A 2,118-nucleotide genomic window follows, 5' to 3' on the forward strand; every position below is an offset into this window, starting at 1 on the left:
ATCGTGGGCATGGGAAGAAGGCTGGCCACGTGTCAGCGCGGAAGAACAGGAAGCGGGCGTAGGCAGATTTCATTTTGATAGTTCTTGACCGGCCCGGAATTCCTTAAATGCCTGCATCAGCCCCTGCTCGAGTTGACTCCAGCTCGATCGTGGAGCGAGTTCTGCTTTCCGGCAAGTCCAAAGATTCGTCTCAATTCTTCTGGATGCTCGTTGCTTTCGCGGAGATGAATTCGAATGTGGGCGGCCTCATCAAATAAATCCGAGGTTCCATTCAACGCCCTCGACACCGACTCCGTCCCCAGAATCAATCTGGCGTGATCCTTTGAGATCGGCGCATCGACCCCATCTCTCTAAATGCAGAATCAATCAGATTTGTGATTGTCACAATCCCGGGGATCAGCTGAGACCGGCTATTTCTGCCCGCGGCCACCCATTTCCTGGCCGGCTTCTTCTCGGTTGTCGACAATGTAGACCGCACCGCCCAGACCCGATGGCGGACGCGAGTTGCCGGTGCCGCGAAAATCGTATCCAAAGCGCAGATCGCTGAATTCGACAGTGGTCCAGGTGCGGCCGGGCGGCAGCTGCGGCGGGTCGATTCCAATGACCTGGACCTGGCCGACATCCCGCACGACCGCCCAGCGACCCCAGTCGAGATAGACCTTGCCCAACTCGGTTTGCTTGGCAGCTTCAACGGCAGGCGTGACGGGCGGCTTAAAGAGCTGGTCGGTTTGCGGATCGCTGTCGATGTTTCCGGTGCGCGTGTTGACCTCGCCGAATTGATAGAAGTTTTGTGTTTCGACAATCACGTGCCAGCGGAAGGGATTCCAGGGATAAGGCTCGGCAGCGACACGATCCACGGGAACGGTGGTGATGGGGTTGTTGAGGATAAGGCCTTCAGCCGCGGCATGTTCGGCGTAGCGCAGGCACCACAACAGGAACATGCCGGAGAGCGCGAAGATGGCCCAGCCGCGACCGCGAAACGGGGTGCGTCGTGAGCTGATTTCGCGTTCGGCGAGGCCGAGGAGCCCGGGGATGATGAGTGCAGCAAAGAGGAGCACCCATAGCACCGGCTCGGCGATGAATACAAAGCTGCCGGCATACCAGCGCGGATTGAAGGGGAAAAAGGGGCGGACTCCATAGTTGTTGGTCCAGTCAAGCGCGATGTGACTGAGCGCAGAGATGAAAGCGGCAAGATAGACCCATTGCCATCGGACGGGCTGCGGCCTGGAACGCGTTGGGGCTCCAGGCTCAAGGGGCGGGGCGGTTTTCGCTCGCCGAGCGCGACGGTGTTCGACCCAGCGGTGATAGAGCCAGGTGGCGCCGACGGCTGCAGCGGCAACGAAGGGCACGGCGATGAAGGTGTGAGTGATGCCGCGATGGTGCTTGAGAGCTTCGACCGGGCCGGCAAATCCCCAAACAATATCGAGGTCGGCGGCTTCGGCGGCGAGTACCGCAGCCAGCGTAGCGTAGGCGGTTTTGCGATTGAGTCCGGCGCGGCCGATGCAGGCGCCGGTCAGGAAGTGGGTGATGGGTTCCATGGCGTGCTGCTGTTCATGGTAGCGGAGTGGGCTGGCTTGCGGAGGCAGTCGGGCTTCGCGATGTCAGCGGAAGTTCGTCGGGTTGGAGCTCGCGTGATTTGGATTTAGCAGGTTGGCTTTCCGCTGCGCGGAAATAGCGAGTTGGCAAGTCTGCGCCCGCGACGTCGGAGGGGGAAGCCTCGGCACCCTATAATCCTGCCCATGGCTGAGATGAACAAAGCGAAGGCGGAGAAGCGCATTGAGGAGTTGCGCACGGAACTGCGGCGGCATGAGCACCTCTACTACGTGATGGATGCGCCGGTGATCAGCGACGCGGAGTACGACGCGCTGATGAATGAGCTGAAACGGCTGGAAACGCAGTATCCGGAGTTGTTGACGCCGGATTCGCCCACCCAGCGAGTGGGCGGCAAGCCGGCAGAGGGGTTCCGGAAGGTGCGGCACTCGCGGCCGATGCTTAGCCTGGACAACGCCTACACCGAAGAGGAACTGCGTGATTGGGATCGGCGCGTGCGGGAGCTTGCAGGAAATCTGCCGGTGGAGTACACAGCGGAACTGAAGCTGGACGGGCTGAGTCTCGCGC

The 2,118-nt window shown here is 60.7% G+C and carries 2 protein-coding genes; one reads left to right on the forward strand and one right to left on the reverse strand.

What is annotated here, in order from left to right; genetic code table 11:
• Positions 1-410: 410 nt before the first annotated feature.
• Positions 411-1,538, reverse strand: a complete 1,128-nt coding sequence (locus WA354_RS17570; RefSeq protein WP_472814321.1) for a metal-dependent hydrolase — start codon at positions 1,536-1,538, stop codon at positions 411-413.
• A gap of 210 nt (positions 1,539-1,748) precedes the next feature.
• Between WA354_RS17570 and WA354_RS17575 the strand changes: the two genes are divergently transcribed.
• The coding region (locus WA354_RS17575; RefSeq protein ID WP_472814322.1) for a DNA ligase LigA-related protein at positions 1,749-2,118 on the forward strand (370 nt) is incomplete at its 3' end.

The organism is Occallatibacter sp., from assembly GCF_049802275.1.
Classification (GTDB): Bacteria; Acidobacteriota; Terriglobia; order Terriglobales; family Acidobacteriaceae; genus Telmatobacter.

Excerpts from the sequence above, each read along its gene's own strand:
- WA354_RS17570 (WP_472814321.1), bottom strand. The coding sequence starts at position 1,538 with ATGGAACCCATCACCCACTTCCTGACCGGCGCCTGCATCGGCCGCGCC.